Source organism: Clostridiales bacterium (assembly GCA_014799665.1).
In the GTDB taxonomy this organism is placed as follows: Bacteria; Bacillota; Clostridia; order Christensenellales; family Pumilibacteraceae; genus Anaerocaecibacter.
The window spans coordinates 38,225-61,714 of sequence record JAAVHP010000028.1 but is presented as its reverse complement, the minus strand read 5'-3'; the positions used below and the strand labels follow the sequence as shown (position 1 = coordinate 61,714).

Annotated in this window: 19 protein-coding genes and 1 pseudogene; 4 read left to right on the top strand and 16 right to left on the bottom strand. The window is 43.4% G+C overall.

Annotated elements, in window-relative coordinates; genetic code table 11:
- Positions 1-242 precede the first annotated feature (242 nt).
- A pseudogene (locus tag HDT28_08925) lies at positions 243-668 on the bottom strand (hypothetical protein).
- Positions 669-786: 118 nt separating this feature from the next.
- Here HDT28_08925 and HDT28_08920 point away from each other — a divergent pair.
- A complete protein-coding gene (locus HDT28_08920; GenBank protein MBD5132689.1) occupies positions 787-1,965 on the top strand; it encodes a hypothetical protein in 1,179 nt (392 codons plus the stop codon).
- A gap of 144 nt (positions 1,966-2,109) precedes the next feature.
- On the opposite strand, the gene HDT28_08915 is transcribed toward HDT28_08920, so the two are convergent.
- From HDT28_08915 to HDT28_08855, 13 genes are all read right to left on the bottom strand, one after another.
- Entirely contained in the window at positions 2,110-2,994 is an 885-nt protein-coding gene (locus HDT28_08915) for a helix-turn-helix transcriptional regulator (GenBank protein ID MBD5132688.1), read from the bottom strand.
- A 140-nt stretch (positions 2,995-3,134) separates the two neighbouring features.
- Positions 3,135-3,689 carry a GrpB family protein gene (locus HDT28_08910; GenBank protein MBD5132687.1) on the bottom strand — a complete coding sequence of 185 codons (555 nt, stop codon included), beginning with the start codon at positions 3,687-3,689 and terminating at the stop codon, positions 3,135-3,137.
- Between the two features lie 86 nt (positions 3,690-3,775).
- Positions 3,776-5,398, bottom strand: a complete 1,623-nt coding sequence (locus HDT28_08905; GenBank protein MBD5132686.1) for an ABC-F family ATP-binding cassette domain-containing protein — start codon at positions 5,396-5,398, stop codon at positions 3,776-3,778.
- Positions 5,399-5,459: 61 nt separating this feature from the next.
- Entirely contained in the window at positions 5,460-7,754 is a 2,295-nt protein-coding gene (locus tag HDT28_08900; GenBank protein MBD5132685.1) for a hypothetical protein, read from the bottom strand.
- A 3-nt stretch (positions 7,755-7,757) separates the two neighbouring features.
- The gene (locus HDT28_08895; GenBank protein ID MBD5132684.1) at positions 7,758-8,474 is read right to left on the bottom strand and encodes a hypothetical protein; all 717 of its coding nucleotides are present in this window, start codon (positions 8,472-8,474) and stop codon (positions 7,758-7,760) included.
- The gene (locus HDT28_08890) at positions 8,471-10,852 is read right to left on the bottom strand and encodes an AAA family ATPase (GenBank protein MBD5132683.1); all 2,382 of its coding nucleotides are present in this window, start codon (positions 10,850-10,852) and stop codon (positions 8,471-8,473) included. The genes HDT28_08895 and HDT28_08890 overlap by 4 nt, the downstream gene beginning before the upstream one ends.
- Entirely contained in the window at positions 10,849-11,853 is a 1,005-nt protein-coding gene (locus HDT28_08885) for a hypothetical protein (protein MBD5132682.1), read from the bottom strand. The genes HDT28_08890 and HDT28_08885 overlap by 4 nt, the downstream gene beginning before the upstream one ends.
- Positions 11,854-12,007: 154 nt before the next feature.
- A complete protein-coding gene (locus tag HDT28_08880; protein MBD5132681.1) occupies positions 12,008-12,667 on the bottom strand; it encodes a CatB-related O-acetyltransferase in 660 nt (219 codons plus the stop codon).
- Between the two features lie 148 nt (positions 12,668-12,815).
- Positions 12,816-13,385, bottom strand: a complete 570-nt coding sequence (locus tag HDT28_08875) for a hypothetical protein (GenBank protein MBD5132680.1) — start codon at positions 13,383-13,385, stop codon at positions 12,816-12,818.
- Positions 13,386-13,455: 70 nt separating this feature from the next.
- Complete coding sequence (locus HDT28_08870) at positions 13,456-13,818, bottom strand: hypothetical protein (protein MBD5132679.1); 363 nt, start codon at positions 13,816-13,818, stop codon at positions 13,456-13,458.
- Between the two features lie 50 nt (positions 13,819-13,868).
- Positions 13,869-14,333 (bottom strand): HD domain-containing protein, encoded by a 465-nt coding sequence (locus HDT28_08865; protein ID MBD5132678.1) that lies wholly within the window; start codon positions 14,331-14,333, stop codon positions 13,869-13,871.
- A gap of 280 nt (positions 14,334-14,613) precedes the next feature.
- Positions 14,614-15,477 carry a GNAT family N-acetyltransferase gene (locus tag HDT28_08860; GenBank protein ID MBD5132677.1) on the bottom strand — a complete coding sequence of 288 codons (864 nt, stop codon included), beginning with the start codon at positions 15,475-15,477 and terminating at the stop codon, positions 14,614-14,616.
- 109 nt (positions 15,478-15,586) lie between these two features.
- Complete coding sequence (locus HDT28_08855) at positions 15,587-15,718, bottom strand: hypothetical protein (protein ID MBD5132676.1); 132 nt, start codon at positions 15,716-15,718, stop codon at positions 15,587-15,589.
- Between the two features lie 318 nt (positions 15,719-16,036).
- On the opposite strand from HDT28_08855, the gene HDT28_08850 reads away from it, so the two are divergent.
- Complete coding sequence (locus tag HDT28_08850; GenBank protein ID MBD5132675.1) at positions 16,037-16,528, top strand: GNAT family N-acetyltransferase; 492 nt, start codon at positions 16,037-16,039, stop codon at positions 16,526-16,528.
- A gap of 207 nt (positions 16,529-16,735) precedes the next feature.
- Here HDT28_08850 and HDT28_08845 read toward each other — a convergent pair whose 3' ends face one another.
- Entirely contained in the window at positions 16,736-17,572 is an 837-nt protein-coding gene (locus tag HDT28_08845; GenBank protein ID MBD5132674.1) for a DUF1963 domain-containing protein, read from the bottom strand.
- Between the two features lie 616 nt (positions 17,573-18,188).
- On the opposite strand from HDT28_08845, the gene HDT28_08840 reads away from it, so the two are divergent.
- Together HDT28_08840 and HDT28_08835 are read left to right on the top strand one after the other, a co-directional pair.
- Positions 18,189-18,773, top strand: coding sequence for a hypothetical protein (locus tag HDT28_08840; protein ID MBD5132673.1), 585 nt, complete (start codon positions 18,189-18,191; stop codon positions 18,771-18,773).
- A 1-nt stretch (position 18,774) separates the two neighbouring features.
- Positions 18,775-22,275 (top strand): hypothetical protein, encoded by a 3,501-nt coding sequence (locus HDT28_08835; GenBank protein ID MBD5132672.1) that lies wholly within the window; start codon positions 18,775-18,777, stop codon positions 22,273-22,275.
- On the opposite strand, the gene HDT28_08830 is transcribed toward HDT28_08835, so the two are convergent.
- The gene (locus HDT28_08830; GenBank protein ID MBD5132671.1) at positions 22,262-23,488 is read right to left on the bottom strand and encodes an aminotransferase class III-fold pyridoxal phosphate-dependent enzyme; all 1,227 of its coding nucleotides are present in this window, start codon (positions 23,486-23,488) and stop codon (positions 22,262-22,264) included. The two genes, HDT28_08835 and HDT28_08830, sit on opposite strands and share 14 nt — an antisense overlap.
- Positions 23,489-23,490 lie beyond the last annotated feature (2 nt).

The window sequence follows — 23,490 nt, the reverse complement described above, 5'->3', positions numbered from 1 at the left end:
GCAAGAAAACTTTAAGCTAAATATAACAAGCCGTATCAAGTTTTTCTACTCGATACGGCTTTTTTTCATGCCATTATTTTTCACAACGGGAACACACCGTGCCCGTCATCGCCTAAAATCAGCTTATAGACCATGCCAACGACAACGGCTAACACCAGTATAATCAAGAAGAGCATAATAAAATCGTCGGCGGCTTTTTCCCTTAACGTGTACTTGCGTCTTTTGCGTGTCGTGGGTACAGCGTTCTTACAGCTTATAAAGATATGCGTTACTGCGAACAGCACCGAAAACACGATAAGCGGGATATTCGCGAAAACGATACCGCTGAACAGAAAAACGCACGACGGCAATATGGACAGCGACAACGCTCTCAGCCAACCCGGCTTCCGTCCGCAGACTATCCAGAAAATAATATACGCTATGCACAGTCCGCCGTTTACGGACAGATAAACTATAAGCGCGTAGTCGAACCAAAAATTAAAATAGGTGTACGGGATATTGAAAATCATCAAGACGAAACATCCGAACCTGCCGATCTGCTCGGCAACGACGACCTTCTTGTTTCGGTACGTATCCGCGTTATCGTTTTGGTGCCGTACCGCGTATACAATATTCGGGATCATGATGACCGCCATTATAGCAAGCCCGTAATAATTAAACCAACCCATGCTTTGATTGTATCACACTTCACCCGTTTTATCAAGCGTAATTTGTCGACAAGAAACGCGCGGGCAAAACAATAGCGCGCAAATTTCGACCCGCGCTTCAATCTATACTGATTATATTATGACAAACTCTACCCATGCATTCTCCGATCTTGACGACGAACCCATTATCCCCCCGCCGCCCGACGACGAGCCGATCTCGACCGCCGTTTTTCGCACGCTTCCCGACGCGCTCGCCGCTGCCGCACCGCCCGAAAGCACTGTGCGCACAATCGGGTTCGACAACGTAGACGAGCTGCTCCGCGCGGGCTACCGCGTGAACCGCGACGACGAGCACGCGCCAGACGTTATTATCGCGCGCGGCGGGCTTATAGAATTCGGCATTGCGCAAGCCCGACAATGTAAAAAGCTGATACTCGTACCCACGCACGACTTCGCCGCCGTGTGCTCGCCGCTCTACCGCGCAACCGACGGGGCGTTCGCCGTAGTCAAGCGCGGGCGCAAGCCGTTTGCGGCAGTGCTCAATCCCGAAAACATCGACGACAATCTCGCGGCGGTGTTCGGGGAGATAGTCGCGCTCGATCTCGCGGCGTTCGACCTTTCCTTCGGCGCGCATATGCGCGGCGACGAGGTGGATACTGCGCTCAATGCCGACGTGTCGAGCCTCGTTACATCGCTCACCGCCGAGCTGAAACCTATTGCCAAGAACAGGACCGCCGCCGCGCAGGCGCTCATGCGCGCGGGCGAAAAGTGCGCGCACATAGTCGAACGCCGACCCGAACTGCTGTTTGCGTCGGGCGCGACGCAGACGGCGGAAGCGTTAAGAATGCTATGCACTGCCGAAGAACGCATTCACGGTATGCGCGGCGAGCTCGAAACGGTGCTCGGCGCGATACTGATCGATTTCTATATAAAGAACCGTACCTCTACGCGTTTCGAGTTCCCGCCGAACAACGGTAAGCGCATCGACAGTATTTGCGAGTTCTTCCGCGTGGACGTGCGGCATGCGTGCATACATACCACGCCAATATACCCGCCCGTTAAAATGCGGCTGTGCGAGTACCGTCGGCACGAGTTTGGCAAGGAGCAAGCGCGTATGCTCGTCGAGCTTAAAACCCGTCATGCCAGGGCTATGCAGGTGTTCAAACGCCTGTACCCCGACGACGGGTTCGGGCTGAAAACGCTCGTCGACCCGACCGACGTCGGGCTATGCCTTGCGCTCGCGCCCGACGTGTTCGCCGCCGACAGTATGCTCTCCTTCCTTAAACAGGCGGGCAAACTGGAAAAATATATAATATAGTTTTTTCTTCCTTCTTGTGAACAAGAAGGAAGCGAAGAACACTTTAAGTAAAATAATTAAAGAGTGGTATGTCTATACCACTCTTTTTGTAATTAATTTAAAGTTTTCTTGGTTACTACTTTTTCAAAAGAAGTAACAAAAAAATCATTTATTATCGACTTTTCTGATTTTGCGGTTATAAAGCAAAAGCGACGGAACGAAGGTAAAGGGTGATATAAAGATAGCTGCGAACACGCAGGCTATGATCGAGAACACGAACACGAACGCAGCGACGAACACGAGGATTATCTTGGTCAGGATCAAGAATAGAATCCCGTCGGGCGACAGCGAGAAGATTATTCCGGGCAGGCTTATTATATGCCCGCCGCCCGTACACACCTCGCGCACCGTGCCGTCCCAAATCATCTGTGCAGTGAACGTGTACGCGAACACCGCAAGCACGATCCCGGTAACGAAAAGAAACGTGAACATATCCTTATTCACAATCGAAAGCGCGGTGAAGATTATGAGCACTACGCCCGCAGGGATGATCGAAAGCAACAGCGCGAGGTTGCGGCGTTCTCTAAGCCCGGACTTTTCCATATCCTTACGCAATTTCGCGGCTTTCTCATTGACGAGCGCTTGCTTCTTTTGTTTAAGGACTTGTTCCTCGTGCGCCTTGCGGTTAAGCTCGTCGCACGCCTTGCATATAAGCTTAGGATTAGTCTGCGCCGCCTCGCCGTCACGCACAACCTTGCCGCACTGCACGCACATGCCTATTATATCGGCGGACACCGCGGGCTGAACGGGCAGCGGCGTTTGCGTAACGTGCGGCGCGGTATTAACCGTTTCTTCCCCGCCGTCCTCGAAGTACGAAATAGGCACTTGAAATAATTTCGAGATTCGCGATATTGTATCGAAGTCGGGCAGCGACTCGCCGCGCTCCCACTTAGACACCGCCTGATAGGTCACGCTCAGCTCGTCGCCGAGCTGGGCTTGCGTCATATTATTCTTCTTTCTAAGCTGCGCGATCTTCTCACCGCAATTCATAATAGCGAACTCTCCTGCGTTTTTACAATCTAATTATACACTTTCGCGCCGAAAAATTCAATATTATTCACTCAACCGTTAGTTGAATTACACTATTATCGGTTGAAATCGCTCAAAAGCCGCGATAAAACATTGACAACCTATAACAAGGTTTTCTTTGCAAGCTCGGTATATTTCTTTACAAATTCCGTTTTCGCTGCGGTATATCCGTCGCGGTCGTGTTCGTACTTTTTCCATAGCCGCAATTTGAGTTTTACGTAAGCCTGTGCAATTTCGGGGTGAGCGTTTAAATAATCTCTGAAATATATCTCGTCTTTATCGTTTTCGAGCCGAATATGCAAATGAAAAACTTTTTCGGCGAACCCGTTTTCGGTGTAGCCTTTATTCAATGAAATGCGGTCAGCGTTTGCCGACATAACGATATACCCGCGCTCACGAAGCATATCGGCGACTTCTTTCATTTGCTCGACAGAATTTACCACTATCAAAATATCGATGATCGGTTTTGCGAAAATACCCTCTACCGCCGTACTTCCCACGTGATGATATTCGATATCGAGTGGCAATATATTTTTTAACAGTTCGATTTCTTCCGAATACCACTCCACCCAGCACGGATTGTGCTCGGTGAGAAAGATCGGGAATAGTTCCCAAAGTTCTTCCAACGTCATTTCGGAAAGTCTTTTCTTTTCCATATAAATATAATAACATTAAACGCATAAAAAATCAAAGATTTTTATTATGCGCTTTCGCACCCGTTTTGCGTATACCGATTAAAAAATTACAAAAAGTCGGTATTTAAAATATAATAGTAAGCGAGCAATTCTCTTGAATACTCGACGATTTTTCCTTCGGGCAAGATCAGCATACGGGTGATGCCTATTTGTTCGACGAACTCGGGATTATGGCTTACCAGCAAAATCGTGCCCGTATAGTCGCGGAAGTTCTCGCCGATGACCGCCTGAGTATCGGGATCTAGGTGGTTGGTCGGCTCGTCCAAAATCAATAAATTTGCGCGTTCGAGCAAAAGCTTGCACAAAGATATTCGCGCCTTTTCGCCGGGCGACAGCACGGAAACCTTTTTGAAAACCGAATCGCCCGAGAACAGGAAATTGCCCAGCAAATTTCGGTGCTGGATATCGGTATATCCCGTGCTTTCGGTGTTTTCGAGCACGGTTTTATTCTCATCGAGCAATTCGAGCTCCTGCGCGTAATAAGCTATTTCTGTTTTTTTGCTGAAAACTATTTCGCCGTTTTTTGGATGCAATATCCCCATTATAAGTTTTAGTAGAGTTGATTTGCCCACACCGTTTTCGCCGACGATCAAAAACCGCTCGTCGGGATTGAGTATAAACGACAATCCGTCGTACAGGTTTTGTTTGCCGTCGTACCCGAACGTTAGGTTCCGCACTTCCAAAGGCACCTTGCCGCTCGACGTTTTCGGTTCCAAACGGAGATTTACGTGCTTATAATCTTTATCGCGTTTTTCGAGCGCTTCTATCGCCTTTTTGAGTTTTATCTCGCGGTCCTGCCCCATTCTTTTGAGGTTGTGGTTTGTGCGCGACGCCTGTTTGGCTTTCAAAACGAAATCGGAAAGCTTCTTGATCTCCTGTTCCTGCTGGGTGATACGCAGTTCTTTAAGGAGCTGTTCCTGCGCGTATTTTCGCTTAAACGCCGTGTAGTTGCCGTCGTAAACCGAGATCTTATGCGTTACCTTATTTACGAACAAAATTTTGTTTACGACCGCATTTAGGAAATCGACGTCATGGCTTATTATCAGGACGGAACCCTTATAGTTTTTTAGATAGTTAGTAACGAACTCCTTGGTGGTCGCGTCGAGGTGGTTGGTCGGCTCGTCCAAAAGCAGAACCTGCGGATTGGAAAAGAGCACGTGCGCAAAAGCTATTTTGGACTTTTGCCCGCCGGAAAGATCGCCGAGCTTCATGTCGAGCAGCTCGTCGTTTATCTTCATATCGAAAATAAGCTCGAGCAAAATATTCTCGGCGTTATACGCGTCGTAACCGTCGAGACAGGCATGGAGCTCCGCCATTCGGTTTAAAAGCTCCGCTTGCTCGGCTTCGCCCGCCGTTTCGAGCGTAGCATAAATAGTATCGAGTTCCGCTTCGATCTTGCGCACGGGGCGCGCGTCGAACAGATAGTCCCAAACTGTTTTTTGTTTGTCGGCAAAATCGATCTCCTGCGGCAGATACCCGATCCGTGCTCCGCCCGTAAAAATTTTGCCGCGATCGAGCTCCTGCTCGCCCAGTATGACCTTGAACAGCGTCGTTTTCCCCGCGCCATTCACCCCGACGATACCCGTTTTGTCCTTATCGCCTATAAAGAATTCCGCATCATCGTATATGACCTCGGTGCCGAACGCGAGAGATAGATCCTGTCCTTTCATTAATTAAAGCCTTTAACCGTAACCGTAATTTTTATTATTTTAACAAACGTATGATACCGTGTCAATTTTTTTGCAGCTCGCTTAAAATCGTCTTGTATGTTTCGGTGGTTTTGACTTCCTCCGTCGGCAAGGAAGTCGCGCCTTTATCTGACACGTCGGTCACGAGTCCGCCGCCCGACGAGTTGGCAAACGTTGCGCCGAACGCCATGAACGAATTGTCCACGTAATAATTGCCGTTGAAATTATGGAGTTCGACGTCACCCGAATAATACAGATTGCTCTCGTAGATATTAGCCCCACACGCACCGACGATATTGCCGAAGTATACGTCGTCGGGCTTGACACACTCGCCGACGAAACAGCTATCGGTAACGCCGCCGCCGAAGAACGCCCTACCGCCGCTGACGGTAAACAGCTGTTCGCGCACGTACCCCGCGATCCCGCCGACGTACGCTGCGCCGCCGTTTATAGCGGTAACATCCAATCGATTTTCGCTTATGCAATATTCGGCAGTGCCCTTACCGTAGGTATCTATCTCGCTCACGCCGTATATCCCACCCACGCGAGCGGTTTTCGCGGTCACGGTAATATCCCCGCTAGAAACGCAGTACAAAAACTGCGCACGCGCGAGCGCAGATATTCCGCCCGCATACGCCTCGCCGCTGCCCGAAACATACACGTCGCCCTCGTTCACCGACTTATAAATATACCCGTACGCATAATCGGCGATCCCGCCGCCTAACGCTTCGTAACCGTTCCCCGCTTCCGCTCTTGCCGAGCCGCTGTTTTTGCAAAACTCTATCCCGCCGTTCGACGCGTAACACACGCCCGCCGCATACGCGCTGCCGTTCGCGGCGGAGCTTTCAACCTCGCCCGAATTTACGCAGTTCGTGATATACGGGGTATACTGATAATAGAAATTGTTATAATACGCAATACCCGCCGCGATCGCATTTCGTCCGTCGTCGCTCGCCGACCCGTAAGTCGAAGCCGCGGAAATCTTGCCCGTATTCTTGCAACCCTTGACCATATAAGTATTGGTCAAAACCACGCCGCAAGTAATGGGATTCCAATCCATGTTCGACGCGGTTTGCGCTATATCCGCACTGTTCACGCAGTTCGAAAGTTCGTTGTTGTTCACGACGCACACGCCCGCGACGTCGAAAGTATCGGAAACTATTTCGCCCGTAACGGTGCAGTCTTGCAAGTAGCCGTCGTTAAAGCCGACGATTCCGCCGAAGCTTGCGTTGGCGCTTGCCTCGCCGACAAGCTTGAACTGTAAATAATTGACGGTGCAGTTTTTGATAACGCCGTAATCGGCTTCTTGCGTTTTGTCATTATATATAGCGCCGTTGTTCATGACCATTCCGCCGAACGCCGTCTCGATAACGTTTTCGTCATCCGACTCGATAGCCTTAACGCTTCCCTTAATGTTGACCGTAACGCCGTCGAACTCGCCGTAGTTGACGATCGCGACAAGCGCGGAATTCTCGTCCGTTTCGATATCGGCGTCGACATTTACCGTAACGTCGGCTACCCGCGCGCCCGCCGAAACGGTATCGAATATCACGCCGCGCGCGCCGTCGACGGTAACTCCCGACAGACTTCCGTTAAGCGTGCCGATAGCCGCGCCGTCGCCCAAAATCAGCTTATGTCCCTCGCCGCCGATCTTGCAATTCATTTCTTCGACCGCTTCGCTCAATACGATATCGCGCTTCAACACGTATTCGTTTTGTGACGAAAAGTCTATATCGCTCAGCCGCATCACCTCGTACACGACGGGAGCGGCAGGTTCGGAAAGAAGCGAGACCGTAATCGTCGGCACGCAAACGACTACGGCTACGCCTACCGCAGCGCACACCCCCGCTATAAATATCTTCTTCTTTTCCCTATAACTCAACGGGCGTTTATCTATAATTATGTTTTCGCCCTCGAACTTAACGGACAGCGCGTACTTTATAGAATAAATCGATTGAAGCCGAGATTTGATCTGTTCGGTCTTAGCCGCGTCCTTATACACGCGCGCCAAGCGCCTTGTCTTGTCGAGGATCAACAGCATTTCGAGCGGCGACACTACCTCGTCGTAATAAAGCCGCAAGCATTTCCCCGCCGCGCCCGAAAACTTTCTCGACAGCTCCGCAGGCTCGCTTTTTTTTTCGTAGCGCGAGATCTTCAAAAGCTCGAGCTCGTGCGTCGCAAGAATTTTTCGCGCTTTATAAAGGTAGAGCAACGACAGCACGGGAAATCTGCCCAGACGGTATTCACCTATCCGCGCATTTTCCGCCAAACCGTCGAACTCTCTTACGTCGTCGGTTTTTACGGCTTGAAGCAAGCGTTGTTCGGTCGATCGCGCCATACCCTACTGCTTTTTGATCTTGACCTTTCTATCCGCCGCCCATTTGTCGAACGCGTCGAAAAGATACTGCTCGTTGACAGTACTGCCCTCGACCGACTTTTTGAGCAGCTCGCTCGTTTTGGCGAACTCCGTAACGAGCGCGGCTATATCCTTGCCCTGCGCCGCAACCGCCGCCGACAGCTGTTCGTTTTCCTTGCGGATAGCTTCTATCTTGTCGGCGTTATCCTTCAAGACCTCGGCTATATCCTTATTAATAAAGTCGCTTATTTTTTCAACATTAGCGGTGTAGCCGTCGAGCGACTTTTGCAGTTCTTTAAGGTTGTACGACGAACGCTTTTCGGATATGAGCGCGTCTATCCGCGCAAGCTGGCTCTGCGCGGCGTTCTCGATCTCGACGAGCGACGAAATTCTGTCCGCAACGGTCGAAAACCGCGCCGACATCTCCTCGACCGCCTTCGCATACCGCTCGCCCGAAGCCGAGTATTCCTCGATCCTTTTTCCAAGCTCCTGCCCGCTCTTAGCCTGCGCATTGAGCGTGGAATGGACCTTGTCGAGCTGCGCCATCGCACTGCCCGAAAAGTTTTTAGTAAGCGCGTCGAGGTCGTTTCGAATTTCCTCGTACGTCTTGCTCACCGAATGCAGACTGTCCTGCAAGGGCGCAATCAGATTGCGGTACGCTATAAAACTGTCTATAAGTTCCTTGATCGAGTTATCGCTCATTGCCTTTTCCTCTTTAAAACGTTATTTGCCGATTTGAACATTTCCGCTATTTCCCGACTGTCTTTGTCGAGCGTGTCTATAATTATCTTCTTCGCCACGTCGTTGTCGTCGACAAGCGGATAGAACTGAACTATATCGGGATCGAGCGCCCCGCCGCCCTTCGCGCAAGCGTCCATGAGCGGGAACAGCTTTTGATCGCCCGAGCGCGTAAACATCTCGCGCGCTTCGGCGTCCATGCCCTGCCGCCAGTACTCTACGCCCGCGTCGCGAAACTTTCCGTAGCGCAAGTATTGCTCGTGTATCGATATATAAATTAATTGCTTTTTGCGCAGCTCGTCGGACGACAGCCTGTCGGCGGCGGAGCGCGCGTTTTCGTACTGCTCCAACGAACAGAACTTTTCGATACGCTCGACGAACTCGTCGTCGTCTATCTCTATTCTGCCCGCAATGTCTTTAAGGTACGCGAGCGCCGCTTCCTTGTTCTTGCGCTCGAAGCACTCCGTAAATAATGCGTCGAACGTTTGCGGACAGTCGCTCTCGGCAACGAACAGATACTGCCTTGCACGGGATATGCCGACGTAGAACAGATTGAAGTAGTACCGAAAAACGGAGTTCTCGTCGGCGGTCTTTCTGTTGAGCGACATATCGCGTAGATACCGCCACTTGTCAGCGTTGTCGCTCAGAACGTCGACGAGTATTACGGTGTGGCGTTCCAAACCCTTCGCTTCGGCGACGGTAAGGATCTCGGTCTTGCCCAAAGCATTGCGAAGCTTTTCCTTTTTCTGCTGCGAAGCGACGATCACGGTGACGTTTTCGAACCGCTTTTCGCCGAGCGAGTACGCGAAGCTCTTGTCCTTGACGAGCACCGCCGCGGACGGCAACGGCGACGGCACGCTCTCGCCGCGCAGCACGAAGCTGTGCGTGCCGAACCTCTGCATATTCATTTCGCCCAGCTTTTCGGCGATCTTTTCTATCGTCGCGGTGCTGCGGTAGTTGTGTTTGAGCTCGTCAACGCCCGTAACGTCGCCGTACATTAGGCGCTTTAAGTACCCGAAATTGAAGTACGACGGGTTGATCATTTGCAGCGCGTCGCCCACGCAGAACAGCTTGCGGCACAGCTTTTTCATAAGACAAAGGTTTACCTGCGTAAAGTCCTGCGCCTCATCGATAACGCCCACCGAGTACATGGGCGACGAAATTTCGCGCAGAAGCTCGCGGCTCATGATATTATTATCGGTATAACCGCGCTTTTGCAGGAACTCGGCGTAGTCGGTCGCAACCGAATAAATAACGTCGCACTCGCGCCGAGTAAAGCTGTCTTTGCGCGCCTCGGCATACTCGTCCCTGCCCATCATATCGGCGGGCGCGTCGAGCTCATACTTACCGAAGATCATACCGTAAATTTCTTTGTAGATTATCTCGGGCGCAATGTGCTTGATCTTTTCGAGCGCGCCCGAAAGCCGATAGTTTTTTCCCGAACCGAGATACTCGTTAAGGAAAACGCTCTCGCCCGCAACGCGCTTTTTATCGAACGCCTGCGCGTAAATATCCTCTATAAGAAGATACTCCACCTTTTCTTTGAGAAACGCCGAAATGCGCTTTAACGCGGAAATTATCTCGCCGTCCTCGTCGACCGAGAAAATAATGCCGAGCTTGTTCTCGACCGCCTTTTTGTGGTCGTAGTCAAGAAAGGTCACTCGCCCGTGCTCATACGCATAAATAAAATCGTCGATATTTCTTGTGAAAAGCTCTACTCGGCTTTTGGTCTCGGTCAAAAGTCCGCGCGAAAAAGTTGTGTAGAGCACCGCGCCGCGATAGCTTCGGCAAGCGCAATAAACTATCTTTTCAACGCAAACGTTGGTCTTGCCGCTGCCCGCAACGCCCTGAACGAGCATATTCGCGTCCTCGGTCTCGACGATCTTGCGTTGCGTTTCGTTGAGGTACGGGAAGTTGACGATCCCGTCCGCACCCGATACGAGATACAGCCGAGTGAGGTCGACGTCGGTAATGCCGTCGTCGGTCTCGCGCACGATAAGCGCGATCTTTTCGTGCGCCGAAAGATATTCGCCCAGCCGCCTGTCCGTTCCGCCGTCGTTCTCGTTCTCGCAGATAAACCTGTAAAAAACCAGATCCCCGCCGCTAAGGCGCTCATCTCCGCCGCCGTAGCGGAAGAACAGCGTGTACGCCCCGTCCTCGGTCTGCGCGGAATAGCACCCCGCGTCAAGCTCGTCCGCGCCGAAAACGCTTTCGGCAATGCGGGACACGAACGCGTCGATAGCAAGCACTCGGCGCGTAAGCGAAATAAAGCCCTCGGTTTTGTACGCGCGACGGCTCGATGACAACGCTATTCTATTCGTGTTTGCCGTGAGTTTTATCATAGTGCTATAAGCCCGTTTAGGTATGCCGCGAACTGCTCGGCGGAGAGCGGAAACGGAACATCGGTAAACACTTTAAGCCGCGCGTCTGTAAACATGCCACCGTCCGCGTCGAACGTGATCGGCGTGTTTTTTCGGGAATGCTGCGCGGCAATATCCGCTTCCATGCGCTTTTTCTCGGCTTGTTCGCTTCGCTCTTTCAGCCGCTTCTCTATCGTTTCCAAAGCGCGCTTCTTGTTTTGGAGCTGCGACCGCTCGTCCTGACATACAACGGTAAGTCCGGAAGGTAAATGCGTAACGCGTATCGCCGTCTCCGTCTTGTTGATATGCTGACCGCCCGCGCCCGACGAGCGAAACAGGTCGATACGCAAATCGCTCTCGACTACTTTTTCGACGACCGCCGCGGGCGTTACCGCAAAGCACAGCTCGTCGCTCCGCGATTGTCCGGAATAAACCTTGTGCGCGCCGGAAAGCGGACTTAGCCGCGCGATCACGTCCGCGCCTTCCGCAACGAACGATATTTCCTTGACGCTTCCGCCGCGGGAAATTGTATTTTCGTCCTCTATCTTCGCCCCACGCGACGATAAGTCGAACTTAATTAGCGCGAACAACGCCGTGCCGAGCTTGGACGAACCCTCGCCGAGCTTAAATCTGCAATACGCGCGTTCGACTACGTGCTTGCACCCGAGCGCGTCGGAAAGCGCCGTAGCCGCAACCGAGGCCTTTCGCTTCAACGCGGAAATCTCCTCGTAAATCGCCGCTCGATCGGGCTCTGACAGTGCTTCGGCAAGCAACGCCGAAGCGGCTTTCTGATCGGCAATGGCGGCAGTCAAAGCTTCGAGCTTGTCCTTTATCGATCTAAGATCGTTGTACTTGGATAAGACGGACAAATAATACGCTTTGTCCGCCTGAACTTCGGGATATTCCAACAGCTCCTCCGTTGCCGAGAAGCTATTGAGCGCACGCTCCGCCGCGCTTATTATATCGCCGTAAACACCGTACATATTAGTATTATAACATTTAAATGCGCCAAAAGCAAGCTTTTGTCTTTCGGCTATCGCCGCCCGCGTTTCCCTGCGGCAAACGCGCATTTACTCGTGCAAGCTCATAAACAGTTTATTGTTTTTATCGAAATAGTGATATAAATTCATGGCAATATCATAATAGACCAAGCATTGATTTTAATGCCTGTCTCACCTTTTCTAAATCAGTTTCGCATAACAGCGGCAAAACTTCTACGAGTTTTTCGGGTGCAAGATCCCACCACTTTATTTTCAGTAATAGCTCGATAAGTTCGTCGTCAAACCGCTTTTTTATGAATTTTGCGGGATTACCGCCGACAACGCTGTACGGCTCTATATCTTTCGTTACTATGGAATATGCCGCTATTATACAACCGTCCCCGATTTTTACACCGGGCATAATTACGCTTTCGCGCCCGATCCATACGTCGTTACCAATGACCGTATCGCCCTTAAACGGTAGCTGCGATAAATGCGGCGGCGTATTTTCTTGCCATGCCCCGCCAAACACGTTGAACGGATAAGTAGTAACGCTTGACAGCCTATGGTTTGCCGCGCCCATAATAAACTTTACGTTTTGCGCGATCTGACAAAATTTGCCGATAGTCAGCTTATCGCCGAATTCGGGATAATTAAATAGAACGTTGTTTCGCTCGAACTCAGTTGCCGCTACGTCATCGTCATAATAAGTATAATCGCCTATAATTATATTCGGAGCTTTTACTACGTTTTTAATAAAGCAAGACGTTTTGTATTCATTGGGGAATATGGAATTTGCGTCGGGGATATTTTTCATATTTATTATTATATCAAAGATAACTGGATTTTTCAAGCTTTTAAAAAGCGCCCGATTTGTTCCTCTTGGATTCAGATCGGGTGCTCTCGTCAGTGCGTTTTGTTTAAAACAAATTTTTAATATAAAGTTTTAAAAGCCTTGATATAATTTATATATCATCCTCTTCGTCGTTGTTAAACTCTACTTTATATTGTCCGTCTTCGTACTCGCTGTAAAAAACGGAGTCGTCGTCTAACCATGCACAAAATGCGCAATCTTTGGCAAAAAAGACCGTTATGTTTTTAGTGTCGATATTTTCTTTTACTTCCTTTTGCGTATACGGCTCGTCGCGTAATTTTTGGGCATTGAGATAGTTCGCCGTTTCGGTAGAAATTCTATCGACGATCACATCATAACGATTTTTAAAATCTTGCAAAAGATTTGCGATTTTTTCAATGTATTCGGGTTTAATGTCTTTGTGGTTATCGAGAAACATTTTGTCGGTCATGTCGACTTTTACTTGAATACCGTCGACCGTTCCGTACGCATTTGCCTTAAAATGCCCAAATGCAGAAAAAAGCACGTCCTCTTTTATAACGAACTCTATACCGTTGATCAATACGGTATTTATGCCGCCGTCTTTCTCCAAGGCGCTTTTTTCTATTTCGTCATAGTTTAAAGTAACCTTATGTGTTTTCGGCTGTTTCTTTTTCTTTTTAAAAAAGTCAAATAATCCCACGAATTTTCTCCTTAAAATCAATATTAAAAACTATAACATTTTAGATAAAAAAAGTCAACATAATTTATATTCAAGATATAGTGCGTATCTTTTCATTAAGCGCTTTAAGTATAGTGTCTTCGTCGTATCCGTTATCGCCTATTAACGCTTCGATCTCATAACGGCATTCCGTCAGTTCACCATTGTCGTGCGGAATAAAGCCAAGGTCTATGTCTCCATCGCTGTCGGTCATAAGCCATTCATGCACTTCGTCTCTGAATCCGGTAATGGGAACTATTTTTCCGTTCAGTAAGTATTTTATACACTTAATATAATCATCTACGATCGTTTCAAGATCGGTGCGAGAATCGTCCTTGGGCGCTTTATGCCCTTTAAGCCAAAAGAGCACACCTCGTTTTGTCTCTTTATTAGAAAGTTGCCTTCTCTTTTTCATTTGATACCCTCGCAAATTTTAATTGGGAAAAGCAGATAAACTGTCTGCTGTTAAATCATCCTAAATTCATTTTTTAGATTATTAAATCTTTCCAGTTCATGAGCCTTGATTTCAAATAACGGATTATAGAAAATATGTTGTATCACGTCCGCATCCTTTAATATTTCGTCAAACGATCCATTTGTAATCTTCTTATCGCTATGGTGATAAATAGCCGAATAAATCAATTCGATTTCTTCAAAAGAGAATATTTTTAATTCATTTATAATCTCTTTTGCCATTACTGCTCCTTTATGCGCATGATCTGTTGAGTCCCCATTTTGGTAAGAATATATATCATGTAGCATTGCTGCAATAATAGAAAGTTCTACGTTTTCTTTTCTCTTTTCGGCAATAAGAGCGGCAGCTTGTGCAACACCGTATAAATGTATATAAGCACACCTTCTTTCGCCGTTGTCTGTCATATTCAATATTATACTATCGACTACTTCTCGAACCTTTTCTATTCTATTCATATCTTGTATCCTTTTTAGTCAACATTTCATAACAACCATAATGGCTATACTATTTAAATTATATCGTTCAAATATTTTTTTGTCAATATGATTTTATTGCTAAATAACTTTGCTCGTCGCGCTTTTGCGTTTGAACCATAAGATTGGGTGGTTCATGTGAAACAATATTCTAAAATATCTCTTACAAAAAAACACGAACTCTACTTTACGCAGGTTCGCATTATTCACTAATGACGGAGAAGGCGTAACCTAAAACGAATATTCTATATTAAAGTGAAATTTATCTTACAAATGTACCAACTTCCGATGATTTTGTCATTCCAAGACGTTTGTAGAACTCTTGGTCTGAAAGCACTATTGCTCTTTTAGCACCACATTGCTTTGCGCGCTTTATAGCTTCATAAACGACCGCTTTGCCGAGACCTTTGCCTCGATGTTCAGGAACTGTTACGACAGGCTCTATATAAGCCGTTTTGCCACCGTCATACCACACTCCGCAATGCGCGGTATATTCTCCATCTTTTATTGCAAATACTTTGATATATTCTGAAATATCGAGATGTTTTTCTGCTTCTTTTACTTCATCACTTGTTTCTTCCGGAATACCTTGATGGTCAAAACCGTGGTATATCACCAACGACCATTTCCACTTATCAATTTCTACATCCTTGCCATTAAGATAAAATCCTTCGGGAAGTTGGTACGAAAGGTCATGCGACAGGTCTATTTCCAGAACGCTTTCCGCATACTGCCTTTCAAAGCCAGCGTTTTCAAGCAGCTTGCAAAGAACCGTATCACCAAGATTTGCTTTTACAGTTGCCGTGCCACCTTCGGTTTCAATCACATAAGAAAGCATCTTCTTCAAAAGGTTTTCATCGGAAATGGAATGTAGTAGATACCATCTGTCATGAAAGCCCATATCATACAACACCGCGCCAACGAGTTTGCCGCTTTCATCCCTAAATAAAGCGTTTTTTTGCAACATATCCACGTCAAGATATGAACTTGTCATCATCCAATCGAAACGCCCCCAATGAAAATGCTCGTTCACTCCGTTATCGGCACACTCTTTAAGAAAATCGCGAAGTTCGTAACATTGACTATTAAACCGTTTGTTATTTTTATAGTTTTCAATTAAGTACATATATGCCACTCCATTTGTTAAATTAATGTTTATCGTACAATCATTATAATACATCTATATACTAAACGCAAGTATAAAATATAAAATGCCACCATGACGGGGGCTTGATTTATAACAAGTGCCTCGCTCGCAATCCCCTAAAAACGTAAAGCGTTTTTCGGGGAACCCCCAAGCGCTGCGCGGCTTTGGTCATGTACCCGCCGCTTTCGATATGACCGAAACCCGAAACCGAAACGGACATTCAAAGGAAACGCCGCTAATTTTACGGCGGGATTGCCCGTAGAAATTGCGAGCGACCTTTGGCGCACGCGCCAAGCGGTTAGCGAACATATCGCAAAAGATTTCCATACTTTATTCTATACATATTTCTTTATTTCTTGTTTGTAGTAATTTTGCTTTACTCTTTGCAATAGGTTTCACCCGCCTTCTCCGCCTCGAAAAAAACACCTTCACGGTGTATTTAATAGCGATATAAAGCAAGGTTGTTTAATCCTTGCTTTTCTTGTTTTGTTTTGATATAATGACTATGCGATAAACAATAATTTAGCGTATATAATTTATGAATATTAGTATTGAACCTATATTGATTGAACAAAAATCTGTTTTCATTCAGATGATGGAATTATATATGTATGATTTTTCGGAGTTTTCCGATGATGATATAAATGAATATGGATACTTTGGTTATCTACGCATTGATGACTATTGGAATGAGGAAGGAAGATATCCCTTCTTTATTAGAGTTGATGGAAAACTTGCAGGTTTGGTTTTAGTAAGGTCTTGCTGTGAATATAATGATTTGTCTAATCCACACAATATAGCAGAATTTTTTGTTATGAAGAAATACCGCCGTAAGGGCGTTGGTAAGGTAGCTTCTATAAAGATTTTTGATATGTTTCCTGGCGGATGGGAAATAGCTCAGTGGGCAAATAACCTGCCTGCCCAGAACTTTTGGAAACAGGTTATTAGCGAGTATACAAATAAAAAATATGATACGTTTTCCACAACAGAAAAAGACGTGGTTGGATTTACATTTTACAATATGTTTTGATACAAATATATATGATTAGCCTAAATTCCAATTTATCGCTAAACATTAAAAAAGTATTGCCCACTATACTTCGCTTAAGAAGTTAGTGGGCTATTAGTTTTTACAACAGGGAAAATTCCCTATAACAAACACCATTTGCGGTGTCCTTTTTCGTTGGCGGGGAGTTTTACTATTTATACGAACCCAAATTAAGAGAAGATATATGTTTTAAGTACATTGCATATCCATCTTAACGTGATTAAAGTTGCGTTCTTTTAAGTCTTTTACGCGAATGTAGAAATACAATGTTCCGCAATCTCCCCACATAAAATTGTCGTCGTCTTGCACGCTACCAATCTGCATGAGTAGCGTCCATTCGTCTTTTTCGTTTTCTTTTAAGCCTTGTATGTATCCGCCGGATTGAACATACGATGCCCAACCGCCGATCATAAAACTGTCCGTGTTTTGCCATTGAAGCATATCGTAGGCGTCGTCCATTCCGCCCATAGGTCTATCGCAATATATTTCAAACGCTTCTTCGCAATCGTCCATGTCCGGGTATGTTTTAGATATGTTGGAAGATACATAAAATTCTTTATATACAATTTCAAGCGTATCTGGCTTGGTCGGCGTTGTCAATTTACAGGTATTGTCAAAGAACAGAATTTTGAATGTTCTGTCTTGAGCAAATTCTTCTTCGCCGCGTTCAAAATTAGGGGCATTTATTTCATAGCTGTCAGCAAAGAGATACAGCAATCCCAAGTTAGGAAAACCACTTAGCTTGCCGTCTGCATTTATCTCTGAAAAATCAATTTGTAAAAGAAAAGGCAGCGCGTGGTTTTTCCACGTCGGCCAGACAAAATTTTCGGGAACAAGCGGAAGTCCGCCGAACTTAGAAAAGCCTTTCCGTTTTGTTTCCGTCAGTTGCGCACCCAACTTTGTAAACGGCTCGAATTTGGTAAGCCACTCATTAAACTGTTCGTCGGTAAATTCGGGTTTTTGTTTGTTATTTTTTTGCGACGCCGACGCTTCTTTCTTTTTTAAACGAAAATATACTACCGTCATTATAAGCGCGCCGCCATAAAACATAATAAACCATATAGGTAGAGTAAATCTGAAATTGTACGGGAACGCGTCAAGCGCGACAACGCCTATAAGATAGGTTAAAAACGCGATAGTGCCTATACTATATAATATTATTGAACACATCAATGCACGTTTTTTATCAAACATTTGTTATGCCTCCGAAAGCATATTTAAATTATATCTTTCAAATATTATTTTGTCAATATGATTTATTGCTAAATAACTTTGCTCATCGCGCTTTTGCGTTTGAATCATAGAAATAGGTGGTTTGTGTGAAGCAATATTCTAAAATATTCTCTTGCAAAGAAAAATACGAACTCTACTTTACGCAGGTTCGTATTATTCACTAATGGCGGCACGTCATCATCCGAATTTGAACTTTTTAAATATGATGATGGATTTGGTATGCTTTTTCTCATTTAGTGCATTGACATTATATATCTCCGATACACAGCATTTGTTGTAAATAATCTTTAAAATGGGTTTTCATATTTATACCTGTTCGCCTCCCCTTTCATAAAATAGAATTTCCCTTTTGCTGATATAAACTATTCTTACAATAACTTGCAATTATTTTAATGTTATAGGAGTGCAAATGAGGATTGGCATAGATATAGACGGTGTTTTAACGGACACTATGAGCTTTAAGTTAAAATATGGCACCAAATTTTTTCAATCTAATAATATCAATTTAAATACATACGAAATACGTCATATATTTAACGTTTCAAAAGAAACCGAAATAGAGTTTCGCAGACGTTTCTTTAAAGAGTATTATAATACTTCTGATTTTTTACGCGGCGATGTTGTAGATAAAATTGATAAGTTGCATAACACTGGACATGAGATTTGGATTATAACAGGCCGCGAGGAAACCGATATTAATGGTTTTAATTTAAGCCAATCAATGGGCGAAATAACCGAGAACTGGTTGAAAATGTGTCAAATAAAATATGATCGGTTATATATGTCTGTGACGCAAAAAGCGGAGTTTGTTCATGAACATAATATAGATTATTACATAGAAGATTTACCCTATTTTCTCGATCAATTTTTTGAGCTTAATTTTAATCGCTGCATATGCTACGATACATCATATAATAGATATTCTAAATATTTAACTATGCTGCGAGCAAAAGACTGGCAAGATATAGTCAATATAATAGAGGAACACAAATAACATGAATAAGCCGAACGATATTTGGAAAATATTATCAAGGGACGTCCCTGTACAAAAATTGGGGAAAACAATTACAACTATACTTGAAGATGATAAGTCCAGCAAAAGCGCCCAAAAGTCGCCGAAGGTTCAAATATTTGAATTGTTAGTCGCCGAGACATTAAATTTATATGATAATAATATTTTATGGGAAATAACACGAGCATCAAAAGATGGTGGAGTTGACTTATACGGTACTTCTAAAAAAATTATCAAAACTCCTTTTTCAAATAATTTTATTAAAGAAATATCTCTTGGGCAAGTTAAGCATACCGAAGGGAACGGATATGGCATTGGGCAAGTAAAGGTAGATTTATTTAAACTTAAAAGTGCCTGGTTGCGTATGCGCGATGACAATAATTGCACATTAAGACAGTTTTTGTTCATCCTTGCTACAAATAACGATAACTACATAAATAAATTAAATAACGATATTGAACAAAATTCACATAGTCGTGATATTGCAGAATTAAAAGATTATGCTAATATTACTCTTCTAAACGGCAATACATTAATAAAGAGTTGGAAATTAAATTTTTCATATTTTAAAGAGATATTAAAAAATGCAATAACTAATTCAGAGCTAGAAGATTTTGAAGCGTTTATAAACAACCAGCGTGATGATTGGCTGGATATTAATATTAACGTAAGTAGTATGGATGAGGAAACTTTTTTAGTTGGCGAGACTTTTTGCATTAAGATTTCAGTCGCTAATAATTTTCCGTTCTTAGATTCTCGGTTATATTTGAAGTGGCGGCCTAATACCAATAACACAATTCAAATCATGTATCCGCTTAATGCGGCAGATACGAGATCAAAGGGAGTTCATTTAAAAAAATCTACAGAATTATTGTATGGTCAAGAAAAAGAGTTCAGCTTTGTTTTTAGAGGCACACAAGTAGGACGGCACGGTTTAGGCAATATAGATCTATGCTATGAAAATGACAAAGTAATGGCTTCCGTTGCGCTTCAAAAAGTGCATTTTTTAAATGGATTTTTACCTAATAAATTAATAGAGCCGACGCATATTCAAGAATATAATGCACTAAGTAATTTTATTAAAAATAATAAAACTATTGATAATAATTTTATGTGTTGCGCAATTGTCGGATGTGGCGGACTGGGGAAATCCACAATAATCAACGAGCTAGTTTACGCCGCGTCGGGAAATGGCTTTTCTTGCGTTGCAGTCCAGCATCCGAAAGATAAAATCCATGAACGTGAAGTTATTACCAGGCTATTCAATAAATTGATTTTTCCCGATTCGTCTTCGATTTTCAGAGCTGAGCAGGCCATAAATACTCTAAAAGATATTTTGCGTACGAATTTCGAACAAGAATGGCACAATCATTTGTTAGATTATTTTTCGGGGAAAAAGCAAGTATCCCAAAAAATGATTGCCGAATGTCTTGCAACATTAATTATGACCATATCCGCCGACAATAGGCTTTTAATTTGGCTAAGCGATTTGCATTGGGGAGAACAGGAGTTTTTTGGCATCCTTGACGAAACGCTGGGGATATTGGATCGTCATCAAAATTTATTGGAAAACCGTTTGGTTATTATTTTCGAGGGTAGAGACGGTGAAACTTTAAGAAAAAACGATTTAAGCTATTCGCCTGATAACTGGTTAAATTTCCTAGAAAATGGCTTTTTGAATATCATAAATTTGCCGTTTTGGAATAAACAGATGTGTGAGGAATTTGTTAAATCACAATTTTCTTCAACATTAAACAACAAGATTGAAGATTTTATAAATGAAACAATTCAGTCTTCGAATAGTGTTCCCATGCACATTGTACAAAATATTAATCTTATGTTAGAAAATAAGATTTTAGGATTTGATAATAATCATAAGCTGATTATTCTTAAAGCTTTTAATAAAGAACTATTTTCAGGTGATATAATTACCACTATAAAGAATAGAATAGATTATTATGAGAAAAAATTTAAAATATATGTGGAATTACTTGTAATTGCGGCAAAATGGAATGATAAGATAAAACCGCAAATGAATGATTGGATAATTGATAAATTGAATTTAACTGAAAGCAATAAATTTTTAATTAAGCAAAGCGGATTCATTGAGGATATTAATAATTCCGTAAACACTATTAAATTTAGACATGAACATTATTTAAATGCATTTAATGAGTACCATATCAAGAACGATTCGCTTATCGATGAATGCTTTAGCTTTTATACGTCAATGCCCGGCCTTAATGATGATGATAAATTGAATATAATTGAATTGAAGAGATTATACTCAATTAAGGATTATGAAAATATTTATAATGATGCTTTCAATTTATTACAAGAGACGCAAGCCGACGATATTCGATTAGCGGCATATAAAATAATCGATCAAATTCAAGATAACGTGAGTGTTGTAAAGCTACTAAAATATGAAGTTTATTTTGAGATATGTGAACTCATTTTGCGGAATGGGAATTGGAATGATGGATTGTCATATCTAAACAAAGTTTTTAACATTAAAGAAGATTGTATAGAAAACATTTTATGTTATCTGAAAAGCTATCAAGAATATGCTAATATTCAAGCTGATAGGTTGTTATTTGACGATTCAATAGAAAAAGCTGAGTTAGGGATAAAATTAGCAGACCGATGCCTTAACGATAAGAAATATGAGTTACACTATAATAGAATTAGCCTTTTAAAAGAAAAACTACAGGCTAGACTTGCGGTTTGTTATTGGTTTTCCGGTGATTTTAGTCTGGCATATAAAATACAAAAAGACTGTTTACTGTCGGCAACGCACCGTGGAGATTTGTATTCTTCTGCCCATATTGCTTATGAAATGTCGACACTTGAATTCCATTGGGATTACGACAAACCAGCCGCCCAAATGAAGGAGATTTTATTAAGCTTTGATAATAATCCTATTCCGTATCTTGAACATGAAAAGACTTTAATTGAAACTCAATTATTAATTGGAGAGGTTTTATATGCTATTAAAAACAATAATGATGTTACTCCGATAATCATTAAGATAAACCAATTAATTGATTTTTATCGCCTTCGCCCGAAAGTTTATGAGGAATATTTATGTAGAACTATTAGAGCTTTGTGTCATTTCTATATGCAGAACTATGATGATTGTTTAAATGATCTAATGGTAGCTCTAAATAAATCCACATTTAGCAACATGCCCAATCTTGAATGGAAAGCATATGTGAATATGGCTCAATTTCTACATTTCAAAAGAGATAATAATTGTATTCATTATGCTAGGAAAGCCGTCGATTTATTTTCGACAGCTATTGAATTAAATAAAAAAACCTCGTTAAGTTTTAAAAGAATGGTGGCGCCGGCTACTGATATTTTAGCTAACATATTACACCAAGAATTACCCCAAATATCCATTAACGACAAAAGACATGATAATATTCCGAGTATGCTTGCCGCAAATGTAAACGGTATAACTTTTTTTATAATGAATTAAGCTCAATACCGTTACAATAATCTGTTAAACATTTGCAAATATTTTCGCCTACATAATTAATTTCATTTTGTGTGTGCGCATCGCTAAACAAAATATATCCTTTAGTGTAAATATTTTTTGTAGCCAAATACTTAACAAAATATTCTCTAAATGGATCTGACCAAAAATCATTGCTATCACTTCGTATGCTGAACCAGCCTGCATTTCCGGATAGAAACAGTTTTGCGTGAAATTTTGTAATAATTTCATTTATGTCGCTGATGATTTTATTCGTTTGATTTTTCCATGACGGCCAACATGTTTTGTTCTTTTCTAGAAGTTTTTCACAGGCTATTGCGGCCGCGAGCGATATATTTTCACCTGCATGAGCACTGGAAATCTTTAATTTTTCCATAATAAGCATATTGTATTTTTTCCCAAGTACGACCGCTAACGGTAGCCCATTTGTAAGCCCTTTGGATAAGCAAAGAAAATCCGGATAAATATCGTAAGCGACAGTCGCTCCACCATATCCAAATCTTATTCCCGAAGTTACTTCATCAAAGATAAGAAGTATATTTGAATTATTGCAAAAATTTTTTACTTGCATCAATAAATCTGGCGAATAATTTGCGGGGCACAAAACTACAGCGCATAGCCTATCTCTATTGTCATTAACGGTATTAAGCAGTTGCTCTTTTGAACAATAAATATAATCTATCGTTGAACTCATAGGTATCCCAACATCTTGTGGCTTTACATTATAGCTACCGCAAATCGACCAGTCTAACCAACCATGATATTCCAAAGATAATGTGGCACTTTTTCCAGTTAAATATCTCGCCGCTTTTACGGCGGCATAAACGCTATCCGCACCGTTTTTGAAAAATTTTATAGACGAATACATTGGATATCGATTAAGTAAAATATCCGCTAATTCATATTCTCTAATGCTCGGCAAAGAAAAATGACAACCTTTATTTAATTGGGTTATTATCTCGGAATTTATTTCTTTTCTGGCATGTCCCCATACAACAGAACCCATCGCCATTTCACAATCAATCCATTTATTGTTGTCAGCATCAATAAAAAATGCTCCATTAGCCGAACGAATTACAAACGGGCTGTAATCGGCAAAAAGTCTATTGGGACTTTTTGCCAAAGTAGAGCACGCTGCTGGAATAATGTTTTTATATTTTTCGAATATTAATTTGTTTTTTATAAACTTGTTCATTC

Coding starts and splice junctions, on each gene's coding strand:
- HDT28_08845 (MBD5132674.1), bottom strand. CDS start 17,572: ATGACGGTAGTATATTTTCGTTTAAAAAAGAAAGAAGCGTCGGCGTCG.
- HDT28_08890 (MBD5132683.1), bottom strand. CDS start 10,852: ATGATAAAACTCACGGCAAACACGAATAGAATAGCGTTGTCATCGAGC.
- HDT28_08855 (MBD5132676.1), bottom strand. CDS start 15,718: ATGTCCGTTTCGGTTTCGGGTTTCGGTCATATCGAAAGCGGCGGGTAC.
- HDT28_08900 (MBD5132685.1), bottom strand. CDS start 7,754: ATGGCGCGATCGACCGAACAACGCTTGCTTCAAGCCGTAAAAACCGAC.
- HDT28_08910 (MBD5132687.1), bottom strand. CDS start 3,689: ATGGAAAAGAAAAGACTTTCCGAAATGACGTTGGAAGAACTTTGGGAA.
- HDT28_08920 (MBD5132689.1), top strand. CDS start 787: ATGACAAACTCTACCCATGCATTCTCCGATCTTGACGACGAACCCATT.
- HDT28_08850 (MBD5132675.1), top strand. CDS start 16,037: ATGAATATTAGTATTGAACCTATATTGATTGAACAAAAATCTGTTTTC.
- HDT28_08830 (MBD5132671.1), bottom strand. CDS start 23,488: ATGAACAAGTTTATAAAAAACAAATTAATATTCGAAAAATATAAAAAC.
- HDT28_08880 (MBD5132681.1), bottom strand. CDS start 12,667: ATGAAAAATATCCCCGACGCAAATTCCATATTCCCCAATGAATACAAA.
- HDT28_08885 (MBD5132682.1), bottom strand. CDS start 11,853: ATGTACGGTGTTTACGGCGATATAATAAGCGCGGCGGAGCGTGCGCTC.
- HDT28_08865 (MBD5132678.1), bottom strand. CDS start 14,333: ATGAATAGAATAGAAAAGGTTCGAGAAGTAGTCGATAGTATAATATTG.
- HDT28_08835 (MBD5132672.1), top strand. CDS start 18,775: ATGAATAAGCCGAACGATATTTGGAAAATATTATCAAGGGACGTCCCT.
- HDT28_08895 (MBD5132684.1), bottom strand. CDS start 8,474: ATGAGCGATAACTCGATCAAGGAACTTATAGACAGTTTTATAGCGTAC.
- HDT28_08915 (MBD5132688.1), bottom strand. CDS start 2,994: ATGAATTGCGGTGAGAAGATCGCGCAGCTTAGAAAGAAGAATAATATG.
- HDT28_08840 (MBD5132673.1), top strand. CDS start 18,189: ATGAGGATTGGCATAGATATAGACGGTGTTTTAACGGACACTATGAGC.
- HDT28_08870 (MBD5132679.1), bottom strand. CDS start 13,818: ATGAAAAAGAGAAGGCAACTTTCTAATAAAGAGACAAAACGAGGTGTG.
- HDT28_08860 (MBD5132677.1), bottom strand. CDS start 15,477: ATGTACTTAATTGAAAACTATAAAAATAACAAACGGTTTAATAGTCAA.
- HDT28_08905 (MBD5132686.1), bottom strand. CDS start 5,398: ATGAAAGGACAGGATCTATCTCTCGCGTTCGGCACCGAGGTCATATAC.